The organism is Porphyrobacter sp. AAP60, assembly GCF_001296025.1.
In the GTDB taxonomy this organism is placed as follows: Bacteria; Pseudomonadota; Alphaproteobacteria; order Sphingomonadales; family Sphingomonadaceae; genus Erythrobacter.
This window is the reverse complement of record NZ_LJHV01000008.1, coordinates 16,613-38,796: the sequence shown is the minus strand read 5'-3', so window position 1 is coordinate 38,796 and position 22,184 is coordinate 16,613. Positions and strand designations below refer to the sequence as shown.

Sequence of the window (22,184 nt, the reverse complement as noted above, 5' to 3'; positions counted from 1 at the left end):
CATGAGCTCGCCCCCCGAAGACGAAGACCGCACGGTCTACCAGCCCAAGGGCACGCCAACCCCGACGCCCAAACCGGCGCCTGCATCCGATGCACCTGCCGCTGCGACTCCCGCAGCAGAGCCCAACACGACCGGCCAGCAGATTGCCAATGGCGAAGTGCTCAACGGCATTTACCGCATCACCCGCTTCCTCGCGAAGGGCGGGATGGGCGAGGTGTACGAAGCGGTCAATGTCCACCAGACCAGCGAGAAGGTCGCGGTCAAGGTGATGCTCCAGCATCTGGCGCAGGACGAACTGGTCGCCGCGATGTTCGCCAAGGAAGCCGCAACGCTCACCCGGTTGCATCACGAAGCGATCGTGCAATACCGGCTCGCCGCGCGCGACAGCCTCGGGCGGCCCTATATCGTTACCGAATTCATCGACGGGCCAAGCCTCGAAGCGCGGCTGGGCAAGCTCAAGCTGACCGATGCCCAATTTGTCGCCGTGGCGCAGAAGCTCGCCGCAGGTCTTGGCACCGCGCATACGCTGGGCGCAATTCACCGCGACATCGCGCCCGACAATATCCTGCTGGCAGGGGACGATCCGGCGCGCCCCAAGATCATCGACTTCGGCATTGCCAAGGATGCGCGCGAACAATCGGGCACGATTGTGGGCGACGGCTTTGCCGGCAAGCTGCGCTATGTCGCGCCCGAACAGCTGGGCGAATATGGCCGCAATGTCGGCCCGTGGTCGGACATCTACAGCCTTGCGCTGACGCTGCGCGCGGTGCTGGCGGGCAAGCATTCGGACATGGGCGGTTCGCTGTCCGATGCTGTGCGCAAGCGCATGACCGTGCCCGACCTGTCGGATATTCCGCCGCAGTTCCGGCACGCTTTCGAAGCAGCGTTGCAGCCCGACCCGGCGCAACGACCGCAATCGATGGCGGCGTTCAATCTGATGCTGACAGATGCGCGGCCCAAGGGCGGCGCGCAGCCATCGGCAGATGCCGCCGCAGCAGGCGGGCCGACCGGGAAGACCAAGCTCGACGCCAAACCCTCTGGCGGCAAAGGGCTGGCCGAAAAGCTGGGCGGCATGCTGCCCGCCGGGTCTGGCAACAACCGCCTGCCACTGATGATCGGCGGCGGGGTTGTGGCATTGCTGGCGCTGGTCGGCACGGTGATCGCGGTCAGCCTTGGCGGCGATGATCCCGTGCCTGCGCCCGCTGCGGAGATTGCGGAAGCGGATAATGGCGCTGTGGCCGGGCCTGCCCCCGGTTCGCCCGAGTTTGCAGCCCTCGCCAAACAGGCAGCCGGCAACGTCCCGTGTTCGTGGCTGACGCTGGCCAGCGCTGACAGCGGAGCGGCGAAATTCACCGGCGCAGCGGCGGTTCCGGCCGAGGCGCAGACCGCACTGGCGCGGGCGCTGGAAGCGGGCGGCGCGCGGGTGCCTGCGCTCGATTTTGGCAATGTCGTGCGCTTTACCAGGGATGATTGCGCCTTCATCGACGCGCTTCGCGAAGGGCGCGGACGCGGCGTGACGATCAAGACCCCGCAGCTCGCCTATGAAGCACGGATGGAATCGCTGGGCGCCGATTTCGAAGGTGAACAGCTTCATGCCAAGGTGCCGATCAATATCGAAGGGGTAAAGGCGGGTGACGATGTCGCCTTGCTGGCGATCACCGATGGAGGATCGCGCGGCGTACTGGGCCTGCACCGCAGCGAACTGGAAGCCTTCGTCACCAGCTTCAAGGGCAACGTCACCGGATCGGGTTACTCGATGTATTACCCGGCGCTGATGTCGGAGGTGAAGCGGGTCGATTTTGGCCTGATCGTCATCACCAGTCCAACCCCGCTGCCCGAAAATATGCGCAACGTCGATGCGGGCTGGGCGGAGCGCTTCCGCGATGGAGTGAAGACGAAGGGCTGGGCGGCAGATGTGATGTGGGCGACTGCCGAGGATCGCCAGCCCGGTTGACGGTTCGGTGCGACGGGGCGTCAGCGCCGCGGACGCTGGTTTGCTTCTTCGTAAGCCTGCCGGAACTCGCGCGAGAAGACTTCGAGAAAGGCCTCTGCCGATCCTTCGGCCACGCCGCTGAATTGCGCTTCGTATGCCTTCCACAAGGCCGCTTCGCGTTGGCCCGGCAGCACTTTGGACAGCAGCCCCTGTTCCTTGGTGCGGGCCTTGATCGCGGCGGGAGAGAAACGGTTCAGCGTCTCGCGCAGCGCGCCCTGCATCGCCTTGAGCGTGGCGATCTGGTGGGCCTGAAGATCGCGGTAAGCCTCCTCGATCGCGTCTTCGGCTTCCATGTAGCCGCGCAGCTTCGGGTTCATCATCATCTGCAACGCCTGATCGACATTGCGGGCGAATTTGAGCGGGTTGTTGCCATCAAAGCCGAGCGCGGTTCCGGCGGCGCCCATTTCGTCCTTGGCGCGGGCCCGGGCTTCCAGCAGGATCATCAATCCGGCGAGCAGGTGGCGCAGCATCCGTCCGGTTTTGGCGGCGGATTCCTCGGGCGAAAGCTTGATCTGGCTGGCGGGCACGCCCAGTTCGCCCAGCAGCGCGCCGAATACGGCATCCGGTCGAGCGGGCGGGGGCGGTTGCGGCACCGGCATGGTAGCATCATTGTCGGCTGCGGCCGCATGGGGAACCGGCGAGGGCCGCACATGGATCGGCGGGGTGGCCGGCGCGGGTGCGGGTGCATGGGCGGGCGAAGAAGCGGGCGCTTCAGCACCCGGACCCCATGGACCGACAGTCGGTTGATCGACCGGATCCGGCCACGGGTCGGCTGGGGGCGGCGATGAGGGGAAGGGGGCTTGCGGCGCGCCGGGATCGAGCGGCGCGAAGCTCCCGCCCGAAGGCGGTGGCGTTGGCGGTGGCGGTGGCGACTGTACTGGCGCCGGAATAGGCCCGGGTGCGGGCGCGAAAGGGTCATCCGAAAGCGGCGCAAACCCGCCCCCGGAAGGTGGTGCCGGGGCAGCGGCGCCGGGCAGCGGATCGAACCCGCCGCTGCTGGCGGGGGGCGGCGCGGGCGCAGCAGGTGGTGTGCCGCCGGGTAGCGGCGCAAAGCCCGAAGGTTCGCCGCCGTCGACCGCAAAGGGATCGAACGCCGGATCGACCGACCACGAGGCATTGGTCCAGTCGATTTCGTTCTTGGCGGTGAAATCGCTGAAGATGTCATCGGCGCTTGGGGTGTTGGAGGCGCGCGCGAGATCTTCCGACCATACCGAATTGCGATCCGGCGCCGTCCCGCCGCCTCCGGGAATGTCCCAGCCCCCATCTTCGGGGAAGCCCGATGCGGCGGGCGCGGGCGCTGGCGCGGATGGTCGGCCGCCGGGCACATCGTCCCACGCCTGCCACGAAGGCCCGCGCGCAGAGGCAGCGGCCTGTTCCTGTTCGGCCTGGTGCTGTTGCAAGGCTGTGCCGCTCAACCGGGCTTCGATTAGATAGGGGCCGATCCGGATGCGGTCGCCCGGCGCCACCCGGTGCGCACCATCAAGCCGTTGATCCGAAGCGCCGACGAAGGTGCCATTGGTGCTGCCGTAATCGATCAGATAATAGCTGTTGTCACGGAACTGGATCTCGCAATGCTTGCTCGATACCGAGCGCGCTTCATCGGGCAGCACCCATTCGCAGGTGAGCGAGCGGCCCAGATTGGCACCGCGGTTGTTGAGCACCAGTTCGGTGTTGGCGCCGTGTTCTATACCTGCACCATTGATGATCTTGAGCGTCAGGGTCATGGCGTCAGGGCCGGCTTGCGTCCGTTGGTGGCCAATTGATCGGCCAGATCAAGAATGCGCCCTGAAAGCCCGGCTCCCTCGGCTGCGCCTGCGGCGATTACCGATTGGATGGCACCAGCGATCAGTTGGCCCATAAGGCCCGGTTCGGCAGGCACCGGCGGAGTGTCTTCCGGCGCAATCGATCCGCCTGAAAAGAACACTGCCAGACCGATCAGCGTTTCCGGCCAATCGCGGTCCGCCTGTTCGACCAGACGTTCCACCGCGCGGCGGTTTTCATCATCCGGTTCGCCCAGCCAGCGCTGGATGGTGTCACGCACCAGCATCCGGGCGGCGAAATCGTCGGCCGAAGGATCAAGCGGGGGCAGACTGGACAGCGCCCAGTCGATCGCTTCCAGTTTGGGCAGGGCCGCAGCGACATAGGTGATCGCCGCCATCACTTCGCCCCTGGTACGCAGGTCGCGGAAATAACCGTCGGGCGACACGTCCTCATCAGGCCAGAGCGCGCGCGCCAGCTTCGCTTCCTCGGCGATCTGGCGGGCGGAGCTCCAGAAGACGATATTCCAGTCAGTCATGATGTGCCGAAATGTTCCTTTACCGCATGTGCGGGTCGATGAGGACGAATCGATAGGCCGGGCGACAGGCTGACCGCCGGCTGCGCGATCAGTTGATCTTAATCAGCGCGCCCTTTTCGGTCAAAATCCCGCCGGCGGAAACCTCGGTCATGGCCTGGCCCTTCACATTGACCATCAGCGAGGTAATCGATGCTTCTGTCTGGGTCAGTTTGAGCACCGTCTGCCCCACCTTCAGTTCGATCGATTGCATTGCTTCGATCGTGACCTTGCCCATGCTGGTCTTGATGGTGAGGTTGCCCTGACTGATCGTCAGATCGTCATTGCCCTTGCTGATCGTGGTCTTGCGGTTGCCATCGGTGATGGTGTTGGTTTCGTTCTTCTTCAGCTTGTATTCGCGGTTGCCGTCAATCGTGACCTTTTCGTCTTCCTTGACGTAACGCTGGCGATTGTGGCCGACCTTCAGTTCTTCGTCATGCCCGATATGGGTGCTGGTATCATACCGCACGCGCACGTTCATATCGCGCTCGGCATGCAGGAAGACCTCTTCCTTGCCGCCCTTGTCCTCGAAGCGGAGTTCGTTGGCCTTGGGCTCACCCGTGTCGAGTTTTTCAGCCTTGGTGTAGGCTGTCTGCTCGCCATAGGTCAGGGTACGCCAGACCGCGCGGGTCTTGTTGGCGGGTAGCGGATAGATGGGCATCGCTTCGGCATTGAACACCCGCCCGGTCACTACCGGCTGATCGGGATCGCCGTGGAGGAAATCGACCAGCACTTCATGGCCGACCCGCGGCAGGATGATATTGCCCAGCCCGCCGGTTTGCGACACGCGGATCCAGCAGGTGGACTTTTCATCCGGCGTGCTGGCACGGTCCCAATGGAACCGCACTTTCACGCGGCCATATTCGTCGGTGTAGATCGTCTCGCCCGAAGGCCCGGTGACGATCGCCGATTCCACCCCCACAACACGCGGCTTTTCAGTGCGGCGCACGGCGCGGAACTGGGTTTTGGCCGGGATCGCCAGAAAGCTGACGTCGTCCTGCCCCATGTTGCCGGTGCCTGAATGGTAGTTTTGCGCGCGCAAGGTGTGCTGGGTGGCGACAATCAGATATTCATCGTTGAAACGGGCAACCGGGTGATTGCTGACCTTGATCGTCGCGCCGGCGCACAGGCTTTTGGCGGTCGTGCGGCCGATGAAGGTGCGGCGCCGGGCGCGGAACTCTTCGAGCCGCACCTTGCTTAACCGGTTGGCGCGGGCGGCGGTGATGAACTGGCCGGGGTAATCGTAATGCTCCTGTGCATCCTTGGGATGCTGCGATTCGTCCACCGCCTTGCCATCGACAGCATCGACAGGCTTTTTGAAATCATAATCACGCAGGGCAACCTGTTCGTGCCCGCTGCTGGCCACCCGTTCGGCCCAGGTGCCGAGCGCGTGGTGTCCGCCGAGATCGGCTGAAACATGATAGGCCTGCGCGGTTTCCGCAGCCGCGTTGAATGCGATGGTCGGATGTTTGCCCGGCTTGTGGGTGCTGGCCTTGTCGCAGATCACCATCAGGTGCTTTTCTTCGGAATGTTCGAAGAAATAATACAGCCCTTCCTGCTCCATCAGGCGCGACAGGAAGTGAAAATCGCTTTCGCCATATTGGACGCAGTATTCGAACGGCTCGTAACTTTCGGTGACGCGCAGCTCGTAGTCGCTGATCCCGGCCGACGCGAAGACATCCTTGATGATGTCGATCACGGTCTTTTCCTGAAAGATCGCAAAGCCGCGCTTGCTTGCCATGAAGTGGGTGAAGGGGCGCAGCGAAAGATTGTAATGGAACCCGTCGCCATCTTCGTCCAGATGCGCGGCTTCCACCAGCAGGCCGTTGAAGTAACGGACGATGTCCTGTTCTTCGTAAACCGTAACGCTCACCGGTTCGCCGATGTGCGGGGCAAGATCAATCTCGCCCAGCGTTGCGACAATCTGCAATTCCACTTCGAACGGATTGGACAGTTCTTCTCGCGTGGAGAGCGAGACATACTCGACTTGCTCCCCGCCGAGGCCAACCGCCAGCCTGATTTCGCGGTATTCTGATGTCATCGCGAAAAGCCCCCCACAAACTTGATCAACACGCGGTGCCACCCGGTTCCGCTGTCGGCCACTATTCCCAACAGGACTGCTCCCAATTGGGACGTGCCGATCTCGTTCGGCTTGTAAGTCGTCGGCCAAGGTGTTACCGAAAGGCTAACAAAAGACAAATCCAAAATCGGTCTGGTCGCAATAGTGTTTCCCGCTCTGCTTGTGCAGAGCAATTCGATCTGGAGTCGAATCATGATGACCCGTTTTCCGATGATTGCTGCGGCCGCTCTGTTGAGCATCCCGGCGGTTGCTCATGCTGCTGAACAGGAACTTGATCCGGTGCGCCTCGCCGAACTGCGCTGCCAGCTTGGCGGCGAGTGCGGGGAGCCCGCGGGCGTTCTTGCTGCGGGGGACGAAACCGGCGATGTTGTGGTTGATGTGCGGGCCGGCAATGCTTCCGGACGTGCGGCCAGCCCGTTCCCTGATTTCAAGACGCTTCAGGCGATGAAAAAGAAGGGCGGCGGCGCTGCCCCTGCGATGGTGCCTGCTGCGACTCGGCCGGGCCGTGATGTGGCGCGAGTCGCATCACGTGACATGGCAGCCCCTGTGGTGGGCAGGCGCAGTTCGGTCGGCGCTGCGGTTGCAGCCGAAGCTGCGGTTGCCAAGCGCGCCAATCTGTTTGTGACCTTCCGCCTGGGCTCGGCCGAGCTTGAACCTTCGGCGATCAAGGAAATCAGCACGCTGGCAGAAGCCATCCGGCTCAACAGCGAGGCCGGTCAGCTGAAGCGCGTACGGATTGCGGGCCACACCGATGCCACCGGCGATGATGAGGTGAACACAAAGCTTTCGGCTGATCGTGCGGCTGCTGTGCGGCAGGCGCTGCTGGAGCGCGGGATTGCGGCAGAGATGCTTGAAGCTGAAGGGTTTGGCAGCCAGCAGCCGATCGATGGTTACGCGCCCACGCACGGGATCAATCGCCGGGTCGAGGCGGTCGTTATCGATTAAACGACCAGCTCGATCGGGGGGGTAACGAGCTTGAAGACTATCGAAGAATTACTGGCGCCCGTCTCTGACGAGCAGCCATGCGGTGAGGATCTGGACGAAAGTCTGGAGTTCGACACGCTGCGCGCTGCGTTCGATGAGGATTTCGCGCTAGATACCGGTATGGCTTCGCTGGCCGATGGTGAAAAGCGGCTGGCGCCGGTCAACTGGTCGGATACTTTCGACAATATCGAAGAACTTTGCGGTCAGACCAAGGATCTCTACCTCGCCGTAAGCTATGCCCGCTGCGGCATTGTGCGCGGCGATCCGGAGATTGTGGATCAGGGCTTGCAGTTTGCTGCGCGGCTGCTGGAAGAGCACTGGGACACGGTCTATCCGCTGGTGGATGATCCCGGCGGGCGGCTGCGCGGGCCATTATTCGAAGATCTGGCGCGTCGCGGCGCATTTGCGATGCCGTTCCTCGGCATGCCGCTGATCCTCGGCAATCGCGGCAGCATCAAGGCTGAACAACTGCTCGATGTGCATGAGAATGGCGGCGCTTCGGATTCCTATCCGGCGGTGCGCGGGACGCTCGATCAACTCGACGATGAGGCGAAAGGCGCGATTGCGGCGCAGCTTGCCTCGATGCTCGATTCCCTGACGCGGATCGAGGCCGTCTTGCGCGAACAGGGCGTCAGTGGCCGGCCCGATTTCAGCACTCTGCGTGATACGATCAGTCTGGTGGAAGAAGCCTACCTTGCGCTGGCAGGGCTCGCGGTGCCCGAAGCGGAAGATGGCGAAGGTGACGGCGATGATGAGGCGGGTGATACCGAATCGGCCGGACCCGGTGGGCCCGCTTTCGGCGGCGCGGTCAAATCGCGTGACGACGTGATGAAGGCGCTGAACGCGATCGAACAATACTATGCCCGTGCAGAACCGGGGCACCCGATGCGGCTTGCCATGGGACGGATGCGCAGTTGGGTGAACAAGGACTTCATGGAAATCCTTGAAGACATCGCCCCGCGTAGTCTTGATGACGTTAAAAGTGTTTTGCTTGAGCGCAGCGATGTGGAATGATCATGGTTGATCAAGTCTTTCAACGGTCGGCAGGGCGAGTCGAAATCGTTTTTGCTGGAACAGTTCCAGGGCCGATCAAAGGGGGAATATAATGTCAGATTCCGGTCAGAAGTTTATCAGCCGCAATCGCTCGCCGCGCGTTCACATCTCTTACGATGTCGAAACCTATGGTGCGCGCAAGTCGGTTGAATTGCCGTTTGTCATGGGCGTCATCTCCGATCTTTCCGGCAAGAGCGAAGTCGCCAAGAAAGATCTCAAGGATCGTGATTTCCTCGAATTCGATGTCGACAACTTCGATAAGCGCATGGGCGCCATCGCGCCGCGTGCCTCGTTTTTCGTCGACAATGAAATCGAAGGCGAAGGCAAGCTGGCGGTCGATCTGACGTTCAAGAAAATGGACGATTTCGATCCCGGCAAGATCGCCGAGGCTGTGCCTGCGCTGGCCAAGCTGCTTGATGCCCGCCGTCAGCTCAACGATCTGTTGATCGCCATGGATGGCAAGCAGAACGCCACCGAATTGCTCGAAAAGGTGATGCAGGACGAAAACCTGCTCAAGGCGCTGAGCGCGGCCCAGGCCGAGCAAGGTGCCGGCACGACTGACGGCGGCGAATAAGCCTTTCTGCTTGCGCCCGCCGGGCGTTGGTTTTCTCGAGTTCGTAACGGAGGACATGATGGCATCGGATCCATCGAAGCTGGATCAAGCACAGGTCGCAGAGGCGATCACGGTCGATGATTTCGCCGAGCTCATCCAGCGCGACTTCAAGCCGCGCTCGGACGAGAAGCGCGGTCAGATCGAAGCGGCGGTCAAAACGCTCGCACAACAGGCGCTTTCGGGCGCGGTGAAGATGGGCGACGACGTGTTCTCGACCATCGATGCGATGGTGTCCGAGATCGATCGCAAGCTGTCGCAGCAGATGAATGCGATCCTCCATCACCCCGAACTCCAGGCTCTGGAATCGGCGTGGCGCGGGCTCGATTATCTCGTCTCGGGCAGTGAGACCGGGCAGGATCTCAAGATCAGGGTAATGAACATCAGCCAGTCCGAACTTTCGGCGATGTTCAAGCAATATCGCGGCAATGCCTGGGACCAGAGCCCGCTGTTCAAGAAAGTCTATGAATCCGAATTCGGCCAGTTGGGCGGCGTGCCTTTCGGCGCTTTCGTGTGCGATATGTATTTCGACCACTCGTCGAAAGATCTGAACGTGATGAAGGGCCTCGCCCGTATCGGCGCAGCCTCGCACGCGCCGATGATCGCGGCGGCGGATTCGAACCTACTGGGCATGGACACATGGACGGAAGTGTCCGACCCGCGCGATCTCGCCAACCGGTTCGACACCACCGAACACGCCGCGTGGAATGCCTTCCGCAGCTCGGATGACAGCAAATATCTGGCGCTGACGATGCCCCGCATCCTCGGCCGCGCGACCTATTCGATGAAGGACAACCCCATCGAAGAATTCGCGTTCGACGAAACGACCGATGGCGAACATGACAAGCATTTGTGGGTCAACTCGGCCTACGCGATGGGTGTGCGCATCAATGCCGCGTTCCGCGAATACGGCTGGTGCACGCGCATCCGCGGGGTTGAATCCGGTGGCACGGTGAAGGATCTGCCGCTGGCGACTTTCCCGACCGATGATGGCGGCGTTGACCAGAAATGCCCGACCGAAGTGGCGATTTCTGACCGGCGCGAGGCAGAACTTTCCGAACTCGGCCTGCTCCCGCTGATTCACCGCAAGGGCACAACGGATGCGACCTTCATCGGATCGCAAACCGTTCACAAACCGGCCAAGTATGACGATCCCAATGCCACCGCCAATGCGCGGCTGGCAGCGCGTCTGCCTTACCTGTTCGCCAGCTGCCGTTTCGCCCATTACCTCAAGTGCATGGTGCGCGACTGGATTGGCGGCACCCGCGAAGGGCCGCAATTGCAGGCCGATCTCAGCGACTGGGTTCACCAGTATGTTACCGCCGACCCGGATTCGGCCACTGAAGAAACCAAGGCGCGTCTCCCGCTGAAGCGTGCCGAGGTCACTGTCGAACCGGATCCCGAGAATCCGGGCTATTATAAGAGCCGCTTCCTGTTTGTGCCGCACCACCAGTTGGAAGGTATGGACGTGAGCGTCAGCATGGTGTCGCAGCTGCCTCAGGGTAAGTAAGTTTCAATAGCGTGAAGCATTTCCAAGCGATGGAGAAATAACATGGAAGTTTCGATCTTTCTGAAACTCGACGGGATCGAGGGTGAATCCACCGATGAAGCGCACCCGAATGAAATCAAGCTGAGCAGCTTCAGCTTTTCGGCGTTCAATTCCTCGGCTTACAACAACGCTTCGAAGACCGTTTCGAAGGGCCAGGCCAACATGGGCGACATCGCCTTTTCAAAGGAAGTCGACAAGACTTCGGTCGCCCTGTTCAAGGCCTGCGCTGCCGGCAAGGTCATCCCCAAGGGCGTGATCTCGTTCCAGTCGAACGTCGGTGACGACAAGAAAATCGACTTCCTCAAGTACGAACTCGAAAACGTCGTGATCAACAACTACAATTTCTCGGCATCCAGCATGGCCGATGAAAGCGGTAGCCTGACCTATGCCAAGATCCGCCAGATCTACGATCAGCGCGATGAAAAGGGCACGTCGAAGGGCAAGGTCGAAGGTTACTTCGACGTTCTGCTCAATAAGGCCGGTTAATCAGCCCATTGGGGGGCAGCGAGGCAAGAGATGGTCAAGGCTAATGAATTGCTTGCCTCTGGCGATGTCGCCGCTGCCCGCCAGCAACTGATCGAAGAAGTGCGTGCGAACCCCGGCGATGTCGGGGTTCGCATGTTTCTGTTCCAGATGTGTGCCCTGCTGGGCGAATGGGACAGGGCCAAGGCGCAGTTGGAAACGCTGGCCAAACTCGATCCCGAAGCGCGGATGCTCTCGGTCGCCTACACGCAGTGCATCGCGGCTGAAGCCGTGCGGGCCAGCGTGTTTGCCGGCAAGGAACCGGCGCCCATTCTCGCCAAGGTCGAATGGGGCGATGCCCTGTCGGCAGCATTGATGGCCCGGCAAAGCGGCGCGGGCGACGCCGACGATCTTTACGCGCAGGTGTTTGATGCCGCGCCGACCACCGCCGGTACCACCGATGCCGGTCACGAATTTGACTGGATCGCCGATGCCGATCCGCGGCTTGGCCCGGTGACCGAGGCGATCATCGCCGGGCGGTACGGGTTGATGCCGTTCTGCGCGCTGGAAAATCTTACCATCAACGCGCCGGTGGATTTGCGCGATACGGTGTGGGTTCAGGCCGAATTCGGGCTGACCCAGGGCGCGCGCGTCGCCGGGTTCATTCCGCTGCGCTATCCCGGCAGCGAAGCGGCGGATGACGCCGCGATGGTGCGCGGCACTGCCACCGGCTGGCTGGCCGATGACAATGGTGAATACCCCTTGGGCCACCGGCTGTTCGCCTTCTCGGACGGCAGCGAAGTGCCGGTGCAGGAACTGCGCGAATTGACCATGCGAACAAACTGACGATGTCGGTCAAGGTTCGTCTTACCCCCACTTTGTTTGACAAGCTGGCTTCGGGCAATGATTTCGGCGGTCTGTCTGCCGATGCCGACATGCCCACCGTGGGGCGCGAGGACTTCCGCAATTTCGCGGTCGCCAACCTTGAGCGCTTTACCGAAAAATCGCTGCGGGCTTCGGTCATGCGCGACCTGGCATGGCTGCTGAATACAATTTCGTTCGAATCGACGCAGGACTTGTCGCGCCATCCACAGGTGCGCGATTCGGTGCTCAATTTCGGGGTGCGCGATTTTGCCGGGCGTTCGCTTGGGCGGGACGCTGCGCGCGAACAGGCGCGCGAGATCCGCCGTGCAATCCTGCGTTTCGAACCGCGCATCAATCCGGCCAGCCTGCGGGTGGAACCGCGCGGGCGGGTGGATGGATCGGGCAAGGTCGGTTTCGTGATCGAAGGCGAGATTACCGGCGGCCCGCAGGCCTTGCCGGTGCGGCTGAAGACCGATGTCGATGTGGAAACCATGACCGTTGAAGTGAGCGAGTGATGGATCCCCGGCTGGTCGAATATTACGAGGCCGAACTGGAATATCTGCGGGTCCAGTCGCTCGAATTTGCCGCCAAGCATGAAACCGTGGCGACCCGGCTGGGCCTGACTGGCGGCGAGCGTGATCCCTATGTCGAACGGCTGCTGGAAGGCGTGGCTTTCCTGTCGAGCCGGGTGCAGCTGAAGCTGGACGACCAGTTTCCCGAATTCACCCAGCATCTGCTGCAGGCGGTGCAGCCGCACTACCTCGCACCCACGCCCTCGATGTGCATTGTCAGCATTGATCCGGTGGTGGGTGATCCCGGCCTTGCCCGCGGGCATCACATCCCGCGCCGCACGCAGTTTTCGGCCGAACCGCAGGGCAAGTCGCGCACGCCGGTGATTTTTGAAAGCGGGCAGGATGTCACGCTGTGGCCGCTCAGGATCGGATCGGCAGAATATGTCGGCAGCCGGGCGGGTGCGGCGCGTTATGCCGATCTGGCGGGCGTGCGCGCGCAGGCGGCGCTGACGATCCGGCTGGAGGCGCAGGACGGGATCGACCTGTCCACCATCGCTGCGGATGAATTGCCGATCTATCTCGATGGCGGCGAAGGCGTCGCAAACGAGCTTTACCGGCAGCTGATCGGCGATGCGATTGCTGTGGTCGCCCGCCCGCTCGATGTGGCAGGGGCGGCTCATGTTCTGCTGGACACACCGGTGCAGCACGGGTTCGGCGAGGATTGCGCGCTGCTGCCGGATGACGGGCGTACGCTATCGGCTTACCGGCTGCTGACCGAATATTTCGCCTGCCCCGAACGCTTTCGTTTCGTGAAGCTGCGGTCGCTGCGCAAGGCGCTGGCGCTGTCGAAAAAGGCGGTGGAGATCACCATTCTGTTTGGCCGATCATCCGATGCGCTGGTGCAATCGGTGGGGACCGCCAACCTGCGCCTGTTTGCCACCCCCGCGATTAACCTGTTCGAAAAGCCGCTGAGCCGTATCCCCTTCAACGAAGCGGAACATGAATTCCAGGTGTTGGCAGACCGTGACGGGCCACTCGATTTCGAGGTGTTCCGGCTGCTCAAGGTCGAGGCGTTCGATCGCGAGAACCAGAACCCGCGCGAGGTTGCGCCGCTCTATTCCTATGGCTCGCTGCTGTATGATTACCGTTCGGCGCTGTTCTATACCTCGCGGCTGCGGCTGCGGCAGATGTCGCGCAAGGAGCGCCGGATGCGCGGGCGCGAGGATTATATCGGCACCGATATGTTCATATCGCTGACCAGTCCGGGTGATCCGGGCCGCCTTGAAAGCGTGCATGATCTGGCCCTGCGCGCGCTGGTGACCAACCGCGAACTGCCGGTCGACCTGAAAGTGTCGGGCGATTTCCATCTGACTGCTTCCAGTGTGGCCGCACGGGCGATCAAGATTGTGCGTTCGCCCACCCGCCCGCTGCCGCCGCTGGGGCTGGGCGATGCGGCATGGCGGGTGATCGGACATCTGACCCCCAATTACGCCACGCTGATCGGTGAAGGCAGCAGTGATGGGGGGATGCTGCGCAATCACCTTGCGCTGTATGGCCGCGCCGATGATCCGGTGATGCGTTCGCAGATCGACGGGATCGTCGCGGTGAAGGGCGAACATGTGACCCGGCGTGTGCCGGGGCTGGGGCGTATGGCGCTGGCGCGCGGGCTTCGGATCGATATCGAGCTGGATGATGCCGCCTTCGATCAATCGCGCATTTTCCTGTTCAGCGCGGTGATCGAACGGTTCCTGAGCGGGTTTGTGACGGTCAATTCCTTCACCGAAACCCATTTTCACAGCAAAACGCAGGGGGAGGTCGCCAAATGGCCACCGAGGATCGGGACGCGCGAGCCTATCTGACCTTCGCCGAGCGCGCGGCCGCCGCGCCGCAACGCTTCAGCCTGTTTGCGCTGGTGCGCGGGTTGGCGGCACGGGCATTGGGCAAGCCTTCGGTCGGGCAAAGCCGCCTGCCTTCGCAGGATATCGTCCGTTTGCGGCAGGTGCCGCACACCCGCTTTCCTGCCGCTACTCTTGAACGTGTGGATATAGAGGGCGGGCGGGCGGAGGCTTCGGGCTACTGGCTTGGCCTGACCGGGCCGATGTCACCGCTGCCGCTGCACCTGACAGAATTTGCGGCCTATGAACGCAAATACGCCAAGACCTATCCGTTCGGCGATTTCCTCGATCTGCTGGCCGGGCGCTTCCTGCAACTGTTCTACCGCGCCTGGGCCGTGTCGCAGCCCGCGGTGCAGGCTGACCGGGTGGAGGATGATCATTTCGCCGATTTCATCGGTGCGTTAACCGGCGCGCGCGAAGGCGCGACCGAACAATCGGCGTTCTCGGCCAATGCCCGCCTGCATTACGCCGCGCTGTTTGCATCCCGCCGCAGTGCCGGGGCGATTGCGGGGGGATTGCAGCACCTGCTTGGCCTGTCGGTGACAGTGCGCGAATTCGTGCCGGTGATGCGCGATATCGCGCCAGAGGATCAGACCCGGCTGGGGGTGTGCCACCACCGCCTGGGCGATGCGATGCTGGGGCGGCAGGTCTATTTGGTGGCAGACCGGTTCGAGGTGAAGATCGCCGCGCAGACCCATCAGCAATTCCGGCGGTTGCTGCCCGGCGGTGATCAGTTTCCGCTGGCGGCAGAGGCGCTTGATGCGCTTGCGCCGTCGCATCTCGAATGGGGCATGACATTGTGCCTGCCACAGGCCGAAGTGCGGCCAGCGCGGCTGGGCGATGGGGCGCGACTGGGCTGGTCTTCATGGATCGGCAAGCCGGCCAATGATGATATTCGCAGCGATGTACATTTGCGCCGCTCCTCTGCCAGATTGCAGCAGGGCGCGCGTCTTGGGGGACAAGTGACATGACCGAAATCAGCCGTTCCGCCCTGTTCGGGCGTCTCAACCCGACCGGACTGAAAGCGATCGAAAGCGCCACCGGCTTCTGCAAGATGCGCGGCAATCCCTATGTGGAGCTGGTGCACTGGGTGCATATCCTGCTGCAGGATGCCCAGAACGATGTCGCAGCGATCCGCCGGGCGTTCAACATCGATGATACGCAATTGGCACGCGATACGGTGGCGGCGCTTGATGCCTTGCCGCGCGGGGCGAGCGCGATTTCGGATTTCTCGCCGCAGATCGAAGAGGCGATCGAGAAGGGCTGGCTCTACGCCTCGCTGCAATTCGGCGCGGCCAAGGTGCGCAGCGGGCATCTGATTTACGGGATGCTGAAGACCAACACCCTGCGCAATGCCTTGCAGAACATCAGCCTCGAATTCCGCAAGATCGACGCGAACCGCCTTGCGAGCGATTTCGAGAACGTGATGCGCGGATCGACCGAGACCACACAGGTGGCAGGCGCGACTGCCACTTCCGATGCAGGCGGCGGGGCCGGTGCGGGCGGGGCGACAGGTGAAGGCAGCGCGCTGGCGCAGTACTCCATCGACCTGACGCAGCAGGCAAAGGACGGCAAGATCGAAACGATCATCGGCCGCGATGCCGAGGTTCGTCAGTTGGTCGATATCCTGCTGCGCCGCCGCCAGAACAACCCGATTCTGGTGGGTGAGGCAGGCGTCGGCAAGACCGCGGTGGTCGAGGGCTTCGCCAAACGGCTGGCCGAAGGCGATGTGCCGCCGTCACTGCAAGGCGTCACCCTGCGCACGCTCGACATCGGGATGATGCAGGCGGGCGCGAGCGTGAAGGGCGAGTTCGAAAAGCGCCTGCGCGCGGTGATCGACGAGGTCGAGGGTTCTGCCACCCCGATTATCCTGTTCATTGACGAGATCCACACGCTGGTGGGCGCAGGCGGCGCGGCGGGCACGGGCGATGCGGCCAACCTGCTCAAGCCCGCGCTCGCCCGCGGCAATCTGCGCACCATCGGCGCGACAACCTATGCCGAATACCGCCAGTATTTCGAGAAAGACCCCGCGCTGACCCGCCGGTTCCAGACAGTCGATATCGCCGAGCCTGACCGCGAAAAGGCGATCCTGATGATCCGTTCGATCGCGCCGATGATGGAGAACCACCACAAGACCGTGGTGTTGGATGAAGCGGTTGATGCCGCTGTCACCCTGTCGCAGCGTTACGTGCCTGCCCGCCAGTTGCCCGACAAGGCGGTAAGCCTGCTCGATACCGCCGCCGCACGCGTTGCGGTCTCGCAGCATGGCACCCCTGCCCGGGTCGAGGATCGCAAGCGCAAGCTCGAACTGCTCGAAGTCGAAAAGGAAGTGGTCGAGCGGGAACGCGGCGCGCAATACCGCGACGATGATCGCCACGAAAAGATCACCGCCGAAATCGAGGACGCCAAGGTGGCGCTCGATGAGGCGATGGCCAAGTGGGAGGGCGAAAAAGCCGCGCTCGCCAAGGTGGTCGAAGCCCGCGATGCGCTGACCGCTGCCCGCGCCCCGGTGGAAGAAGGCGCGGAGCCTGCTGGCGATGAAACCGCTGCGATGGCCGCGCTGAAAGAGGCGCTCGATGCACTTCACGCCGCGCAGGGCGATGATCCGATGGTGTTCGGCGTGGTGGATAGCGATGCCGTATCGGCAGTCGTCGCCGATTGGACGGGCATCCCCGTGGGCCGCATGGTCAAGGACGAGATCAAGTCGACGCTCGATCTGGCCGAACGCATGAAGGCCCGCGTCATCGGGCAGGATCACGCGATGGACGCGATTGCCAAGCGTATCCAGACCAGCCGCGCGAAACTGGACAATCCCAACAAGCCGGTCGGCGTGTTCATGCTGTGCGGCCCATCGGGCGTCGGCAAGACCGAGACCGCGGTGGTGCTTTCCGAGCTGCTGTTTGCAGGCGAGGAATCGATGATCACCATCAACATGAGCGAGTTTCAGGAAGCGCATACCGTCTCCACGCTCAAGGGCGCGCCTGCCGGTTACGTGGGTTACGGCCAAGGCGGCGTGCTGACCGAAGCGGTGCGGCGGCGGCCCTATTCGGTGGTGCTGCTGGATGAGGTGGAAAAGGCCCACCCCGACGTGCACGAGATGTTCTTCCAGGTGTTCGACAAGGGCTTCATGAACGATGCCGAGGGCCGGTACATCGATTTCAAGAACACCCTGATCCTGCTGACCAGCAATTGCGGCACCGATCTGATCATGGACATGACGTCCGATCCCGAACTGACCCCGCCGCCCGAAGCCATGGCCACCGCGCTGCGGCCTGAACTGCTCAAGGTCTTCCCGCCCGCACTGATCGGGCGCACGGTGCAGCTGGCTTACGTGCCGCTCAGCAAGGAAATGCTCGGCGGGATCGTGCGCATCCAGCTCGACCGGATCAAGAAGCGCATCCAGGGCAACCACAAGATCGCCTTCACTTACGGCGATGATGTGATCGAATTCATCGTGGCGCGCTGCACCGACGGAGATTCGGGTGGGCGCATGATCGACAATATCCTGACCAACACGATGCTGCCCGAAATGTCGGTGCAACTGCTGGAAAAGCAGATGGACGGCGCGGCGGTGACCAGCATCGAAGTAAAGGCGGGCGAGAGCGGGTTTGTTTACGATTTCGGGTGAGGGGGGAAGGATTTATGGTCGCGATGTGTTCGACGGAGACTGCCGCTTTGCTTAAACAATCGCAAAACCCTGAAGTCTAGGAAATGGCGAAAAACACGGCGATCATTGCCGGTTTGACGGGGATATTCAGCGCAAGCCTCGATATGGCATCAGAGGCGGCGCAAAAGGGAAAGCCACTTGAAGTCATTTTCGCACAGAAAGGTATTGATTTACTGAAAATCGTCGAGACTAGGGTTCCATCAAAGGAGTTAAAGATCTTCAACACATTCAGTAGCGTAAGCCTGTCCAATATCGCTTTCGTCGTTTTGAAAAATGTCAATCCTTCGAAGGTACTAGATGTTGGCGCGATGGTAAAAGTTCAAAAAATTGATGATTCTGGGTGGAATGAGTACCAGGCATCAATGTGCGATCGCAATTATAAGCCTTGCAGCTACGACTGGTTTGACAGTGGCGGCTGCCTCGACAGGATTGGATTATTAGCGGCGTAGTGGCTCAATCTATCGAGACATATGGAGTATGTCGCGCTCAAGTACTAAATTAGGATAGTAGTTGACTTTTCACAATTTCATAACCGTTGAATTCATTAAAATGAATTTTCGAATCGGATTTTAAAAGGAGGAAGTATGGCTGACTATTTGGACAAGCGAATCGGTAATTTTTGCCAGAGCATCCAGCAACTTATCGATGAATATTTGCCCGTCAGTTCGCCACAGAAGCAAAAGTTCATCGAAATGCTGAACGATTGCGCTGACCGTGCCGACAAGTCACCGGAGGATTCTATAGGCTTCATGCGGCGCGAGTTGCAACCGCTACGCCAGCAGATCAAGTTCCAGACAGGCAAAGATTTACGGATCAGCTAGGCTCTGGAACCCGCACCGCGCTCATGCCCGCCCTGCTCGGTGTCATCGGATGCCGCCCCCGCAGGCCGTCCGCGTTTCGGGCCCTTGCTGATCGCAACCTTCACCCCGCGCCGCGCCAGCGCTTCGCGCAGCAGCACCTCGATCTCGGCGTTGACGCTGCGCAGTTCGGCATCTGCCATCCGCTGCACCGCATCGTGAAGCGCCGGATCGAGGCGCAGGGCAAAGGCTTTCTTGGCAGGCATCACGACCTCAATAAAGTGACCCTGCATTGATCACGGGATGGGCTTCCTGTTCGGCGCACAGCACCACCATCAGGTTGGATACCATTGCGGCGCGGCGTTCATCATCCAGCTCGACAACGCCCTTCTCGCTCAGCTGGTTCAATGCCATTTCAACCATTGAAACCGCGCCTTCCACCAGCTTGGCGCGGGCTGCGATCACGGCTTCGGCTTGCTGGCGGCGCAGCATCGCGCTAGCGATTTCCGGGGCGTAGGCCAGGTGGGTCAGGCCGCATTCGTCCACCGTGATGCCGGCAACCGCAAGCCGCTCGATCAGGGCGGCGCGCAGTTCCACGCCGACTTCCTCGTGATTGCCGCGCAGGGTGATTTCGAGATGTTCGATATCATCATAGGGGTAACGCGATCCGATGGCGCGCACGGCGGCTTCCATCTGGGCGGTCACGAATTCGCGATAATCATCGACATCGAACAATGCCTGCGCAGTGTCGGTCACCCGCCACACCACCTGCGCGGCCATTTCGATCGGATTGCCGCGTGCATCGTTAACCTTGATCTTCTCGCTGATGACGTTGTTGGCGCGCACCGCGATCTTCTTGCGGGCGAGCCACGGCAGCACCCAGCGCAGGCCTTCGTTGCGATCGGTGCCTTTGTATGCGCCGAACAGCTGGATCGCGGCGGCTTCGTTCGGGTTGATCATGTAAAAACCGGTGAGGATGAACAGGCCGATCAGGCCGCTGATGATCGCCCCGATCATCATCAGCCCATCGACTTGCGGATCGGGCGCAACCGCCCGGATGAACAGCCACACCGCAGCCACCACCAGCACAAGGCTGACAAGCAGCATGATATATCCGCTTTGGGTGCTGGCCGGGGTTTCATGGCTGCGGTTGAGCCCGGGGGTAACAGAAGTGAACATGACGAATCTCCATTGGCGATATAATTATGATATCATATTTATATCAGATCGCATGGCCGTCAAGCAGATTTGGTTGCCGGCTGGAACGGGCAATGTGGATCGCCGCTTGGCGTGCCGCCCCGTTTGGCTGTAGCATGTGTTGTCATGCAGCGGCGAAGGGGGGCTGAAGCAGTGCAGACTGGCAATGATGCGCCATCGCCGCCACCGGTGCCAAGGCGAGCGGTGCTGTTCCTCAGCTATTCCCGTGTCGATCTGCCCCATGCCCGTCCGGTGATCGATTTGCTCGAAGGGGCGGGCTTCGATGTGTGGTGGGACGGGCGGCTGGAAGGCGGGGAGAATTACCTCAGGACTACCGAGGCCGCGCTGGAAGGGGCGGCGGCGGTGGTTGTGCTGTGGTCGGCGACATCGGTGGATTCGCACTGGGTGCGCGACGAAGCGCAGCGCGGGCGGGAACGCGGGTGCCTTGTCCCGCTGTCGATTGACGGCACAATGGCGCCGCTGGGCTTCCGGCAGTTCCAACTGCTTGATATCAGCAGCTGGAATGGCAAGGCTGACGCACCCGAAGCCGCCCGGATCGTGGTTGCAGTGCGGGCCAAGGCAGGCGGGGCGCAGGGTGGGTTAGACCCTGTCTTGCCCGCGCTTGACCCTGTCTTGCCTGCCTCCAGACCCGCGCCCGCTGGCGGATTTGCACTGTCGCGCCGCACCTTGATGCTGGGCGGTGCGGCGCTGGCGGGCGGTGCCGGTGTGCTGGGTGTATGGAAGTCCGGCTTGCTGGGCGGTGCGGGGGAACGGGCGATCTCGATGGTCGTTCTGCCGTTTGCCAACCTCACCGGCGACCCTGAGAAAGAGTGGTTTTCCCAAGGGCTTTCCAATGAGTTACGCTCCGTCCTCGCGCGCAATCCGCGGCTCAGGGTATCGGCCCCGACCTCGTCCAGCGCGATCGAGGGTGAGGATGAATTCGCCATCGGCCGCAAACTGGGCGTGGGCCACATCCTGCGCGGCAGCGTGCAGCGCGATGCCACCCGCCTGAGGATCGCGGCACAACTGGTGGCGATTGATGGCGGGGTGGTTCGCTGGGGCGAAACCTATGACCGGGGCCTGGAAGATATCTTCGCAGTACAATCTGAAATATCGGAAAAGGTTGCGCTTTCTCTGGTCGCCGAAATCGCGACCGATCAGGAAGCGAAAAGCGCTGTCGCCGCGCAGGAGGATGTCGGGGGCACCCGTTCGGTCATCGCCTATGAAGCATATCTGCGCGGGTTTGCGCTCTACGACCTGTCGACCGGGCAGGAGACAGACCGGGCGGCGCTGGCACAGTTTGATGGGGCAATTGCGGAAGACCCGGCCTATGCTGCGGCCCACGCGATGCGATCGACCATGCTGGCCGCTATCGCCAATGCCGCCAGCCAAGCCGACGAGACGCGGCGGCTTTATGCGCAGGCCATCACTGCGGCAGAGCGGGCCATCGCGATCGAGCCGAAGCTGGCGCGCGGCCACCTTGCCCTGGGATTTGCCTTGAACAACGGACAGTTGCAGCGCGCCGCCGCGGCGGAGCATTACCGCGCGGCAGAACAGCTTGCGCCGGGCGACGCCGATGCCTTGCGCGGGGTGGCATTGTTCCATTCTTACGGCACGGATCAGGCGCTTGCCGCGCGGATGATCGCGCGGGTGCTGGAACTGGATCCTCTCAATGCACGGGCGTTTCTGGCGGCAGGGTTCATTGCGTTGTTCGCCCGCGATTATCCGCTGGTCATCACCCGGATGGAACGCGCTTTGCAGCTCAATCCCGGCATTTCCAGCGCGCATTTCGGCATCGCCAATGCGCGATTGATGCAGGGTGATGCGGCGGGCGCACTGGCTGCTGCGGCGAAGGAACCGGTGCCGATCTTCAGGCTGACAGCCACCGCCATTGCGGCGGCAAAACAAGGTGATGTCGCAGCGTCACAGACTGCCTTCGATGCGGTGATGCGTGAATATGGCGATGTCAGTCGGTACCAACAGGCGCAGATTTTGGCGCAGCGCGGTGCGGCAGCGCAGGCCTTGACGCGGCTCGAACAGGCTTACGTGGCGCGTGATCCTGGGATGCTGTTTGCACCCAATGATCCGCTGCTTGATCCCTTGCGCGGCGAGGCGGAATTCAGGGATTTGCTTTCGCGCCTTGGGTCATGATACCAAAACGTGCCCGATGTGGGGTGATCAAAGGGGGT

At 61.9% G+C, this 22,184-nt stretch carries 19 protein-coding genes; 14 read left to right on the top strand and 5 right to left on the bottom strand.

What is annotated here, in order from left to right; translation table 11 throughout:
• The first annotated feature begins 1 nt into the window (after window position 1).
• Window positions 2–1,954, top strand: a complete 1,953-nt coding sequence (locus IP79_RS06195) for a serine/threonine protein kinase (protein ID WP_054118416.1) — start codon at window positions 2–4, stop codon at window positions 1,952–1,954.
• A gap of 20 nt (window positions 1,955–1,974) precedes the next feature.
• On the opposite strand, the gene tagH is transcribed toward IP79_RS06195, so the two are convergent.
• The 3 genes from tagH to IP79_RS06180 form a co-directional block, all read right to left on the bottom strand.
• The gene (gene tagH, locus IP79_RS15855; protein ID WP_054118415.1) at window positions 1,975–3,717 is read right to left on the bottom strand and encodes a type VI secretion system-associated FHA domain protein TagH; all 1,743 of its coding nucleotides are present in this window, start codon (window positions 3,715–3,717) and stop codon (window positions 1,975–1,977) included.
• A complete protein-coding gene (locus IP79_RS06185; RefSeq protein ID WP_054118414.1) occupies window positions 3,714–4,289 on the bottom strand; it encodes a DUF6931 family protein in 576 nt (191 codons plus the stop codon). Before IP79_RS06185 ends, tagH begins: the two co-directional genes overlap by 4 nt.
• A gap of 88 nt (window positions 4,290–4,377) precedes the next feature.
• The gene (locus IP79_RS06180; RefSeq protein ID WP_054118413.1) at window positions 4,378–6,366 is read right to left on the bottom strand and encodes a type VI secretion system Vgr family protein; all 1,989 of its coding nucleotides are present in this window, start codon (window positions 6,364–6,366) and stop codon (window positions 4,378–4,380) included.
• Between the two features lie 231 nt (window positions 6,367–6,597).
• Between IP79_RS06180 and IP79_RS06170 the strand changes: the two genes are divergently transcribed.
• The 12 genes from IP79_RS06170 to IP79_RS06115 all read left to right on the top strand — a co-directional run bounded on the left by IP79_RS06170 (window position 6,598) and on the right by IP79_RS06115 (window position 18,822).
• Window positions 6,598–7,350, top strand: coding sequence for an OmpA family protein (locus tag IP79_RS06170; RefSeq protein WP_054118411.1), 753 nt, complete (start codon window positions 6,598–6,600; stop codon window positions 7,348–7,350).
• A gap of 30 nt (window positions 7,351–7,380) precedes the next feature.
• Window positions 7,381–8,403 (top strand): ImpA family type VI secretion system protein, encoded by a 1,023-nt coding sequence (locus IP79_RS06165; protein ID WP_054118410.1) that lies wholly within the window; start codon window positions 7,381–7,383, stop codon window positions 8,401–8,403.
• A gap of 91 nt (window positions 8,404–8,494) precedes the next feature.
• Window positions 8,495–9,016: a type VI secretion system contractile sheath small subunit gene (gene tssB / locus IP79_RS06160; RefSeq protein WP_054118409.1), complete on the top strand. Its 522-nt coding sequence runs from the start codon at window positions 8,495–8,497 to the stop codon at window positions 9,014–9,016.
• A 55-nt stretch (window positions 9,017–9,071) separates the two neighbouring features.
• Window positions 9,072–10,562 (top strand): type VI secretion system contractile sheath large subunit, encoded by a 1,491-nt coding sequence (tssC, locus tag IP79_RS06155; RefSeq protein WP_233994104.1) that lies wholly within the window; start codon window positions 9,072–9,074, stop codon window positions 10,560–10,562.
• Window positions 10,563–10,604: 42 nt separating this feature from the next.
• On the top strand, window positions 10,605–11,087 hold the full coding sequence (locus IP79_RS06150; protein ID WP_054118408.1) for an Hcp family type VI secretion system effector: 483 nt from the start codon (window positions 10,605–10,607) through the stop codon (window positions 11,085–11,087).
• 30 nt (window positions 11,088–11,117) lie between these two features.
• Window positions 11,118–11,909: a type VI secretion system accessory protein TagJ gene (locus IP79_RS06145; RefSeq protein ID WP_054118407.1), complete on the top strand. Its 792-nt coding sequence runs from the start codon at window positions 11,118–11,120 to the stop codon at window positions 11,907–11,909.
• Between the two features lie 2 nt (window positions 11,910–11,911).
• Window positions 11,912–12,442, top strand: coding sequence for a type VI secretion system baseplate subunit TssE (tssE, locus tag IP79_RS06140; protein WP_054118406.1), 531 nt, complete (start codon window positions 11,912–11,914; stop codon window positions 12,440–12,442).
• Window positions 12,442–14,298 (top strand): type VI secretion system baseplate subunit TssF, encoded by a 1,857-nt coding sequence (gene tssF / locus IP79_RS06135; RefSeq protein WP_054118405.1) that lies wholly within the window; start codon window positions 12,442–12,444, stop codon window positions 14,296–14,298. The genes tssE and tssF overlap by 1 nt, the downstream gene beginning before the upstream one ends.
• Window positions 14,262–15,305, top strand: coding sequence for a type VI secretion system baseplate subunit TssG (gene tssG / locus IP79_RS06130; RefSeq protein ID WP_054118404.1), 1,044 nt, complete (start codon window positions 14,262–14,264; stop codon window positions 15,303–15,305). Before tssF ends, tssG begins: the two co-directional genes overlap by 37 nt.
• Entirely contained in the window at window positions 15,302–17,962 is a 2,661-nt protein-coding gene (gene tssH, locus IP79_RS06125) for a type VI secretion system ATPase TssH (protein WP_054118403.1), read from the top strand. Before tssG ends, tssH begins: the two co-directional genes overlap by 4 nt.
• 83 nt (window positions 17,963–18,045) lie before the next feature.
• Window positions 18,046–18,450, top strand: coding sequence for a hypothetical protein (locus tag IP79_RS06120; RefSeq protein ID WP_054118402.1), 405 nt, complete (start codon window positions 18,046–18,048; stop codon window positions 18,448–18,450).
• A gap of 135 nt (window positions 18,451–18,585) precedes the next feature.
• Window positions 18,586–18,822 carry a hypothetical protein gene (locus tag IP79_RS06115; RefSeq protein WP_054118401.1) on the top strand — a complete coding sequence of 79 codons (237 nt, stop codon included), beginning with the start codon at window positions 18,586–18,588 and terminating at the stop codon, window positions 18,820–18,822.
• Here the strand turns inward: IP79_RS06115 and IP79_RS06110 are convergent.
• Both IP79_RS06110 and IP79_RS06105 read right to left on the bottom strand, forming a co-directional pair.
• On the bottom strand, window positions 18,819–19,064 hold the full coding sequence (locus IP79_RS06110) for an Arc family DNA-binding protein (RefSeq protein ID WP_054118400.1): 246 nt from the start codon (window positions 19,062–19,064) through the stop codon (window positions 18,819–18,821). The two genes, IP79_RS06115 and IP79_RS06110, sit on opposite strands and share 4 nt — an antisense overlap.
• 7 nt (window positions 19,065–19,071) lie before the next feature.
• Window positions 19,072–19,905: an SPFH domain-containing protein gene (locus IP79_RS06105; protein WP_420705624.1), complete on the bottom strand. Its 834-nt coding sequence runs from the start codon at window positions 19,903–19,905 to the stop codon at window positions 19,072–19,074.
• 243 nt (window positions 19,906–20,148) lie between these two features.
• Here IP79_RS06105 and IP79_RS06100 point away from each other — a divergent pair, with 243 nt between their 5' ends.
• Window positions 20,149–22,146, top strand: coding sequence for a TIR domain-containing protein (locus tag IP79_RS06100; RefSeq protein WP_197273757.1), 1,998 nt, complete (start codon window positions 20,149–20,151; stop codon window positions 22,144–22,146).
• The last annotated feature ends 38 nt before the right edge of the window (window positions 22,147–22,184 follow it).